Origin of the sequence: Empedobacter sp. UBA3239 (assembly GCF_002362875.1) — a bacterium.
GTDB classification, from domain to species: domain Bacteria; phylum Bacteroidota; class Bacteroidia; order Flavobacteriales; family Weeksellaceae; genus Empedobacter; species Empedobacter falsenii_B.
On sequence record NZ_DEVJ01000066.1, the window covers coordinates 6,990 to 7,642 of the forward strand.

Genomic DNA, 653 nt, shown 5'->3' on the forward strand with positions numbered 1-653 from the left:
TATGTCTGAAGATTTAATTTCATATAACTCACAATCTTCCATTAATTCGATTGTTTCGTAACTAATTTTATTTTCGACATAACTTCGCATCGATAAAATCAAATCGCCTTCTTTCCCAAACCAAAACGTAATTTCTTTTCCATCGTCTACGCGCGAACAATTCCTTTTTTGATGAAATATAACTTTTTCTCAACTTTATCAGCATCAATAAGCGTGGTGTTTTTTGGTAATCGAATCAATTGAATTTTATCTGCTATCAATTGAATAGACTGTGATGAAAGTGGCGAAATTTGATTTAAGATTTGTTCTATTTCCATTATTGAAACTTGTCTAGTAAAAGTAAACAAAAAACTCAACCTAAAATAGGCTGAGTCATTCAAATTAAATTAACACCTGAAGTCTACTTTGCATGTAGACCGCATTCTTTTTTACTATTGTCTTCCCACCACCATCTTCCGGCACGAAAATCTTCACCTTCGTTTATAGCACGTGTGCAAGGAGCACAACCAATACTTATAAAACCCTTGTCGTGTAACGGGTTGTAAGGAACTCTATTTTCTTTCAAATATTCGAAACAATCCTCTGTTGTAAAATCAATCAATGGATTGAATTTGAATAATTGTTTTTCTTCGTCAAACTCTATTTCGTGCATA

At 32.6% G+C, this 653-nt stretch carries 2 protein-coding genes; both read right to left on the bottom strand.

What is annotated here, in order from left to right:
- Positions 1-146: 146 nt before the first annotated feature.
- On the bottom strand, positions 147-317 hold the full coding sequence (locus tag B4G36_RS09925; protein ID WP_291063714.1) for a hypothetical protein: 171 nt from the start codon (positions 315-317) through the stop codon (positions 147-149).
- Positions 318-400: 83 nt separating this feature from the next.
- A partial coding sequence (locus tag B4G36_RS09930) for a phosphoadenosine phosphosulfate reductase family protein (protein ID WP_291063716.1) occupies positions 401-653 on the bottom strand: 253 nt, incomplete at its 5' end.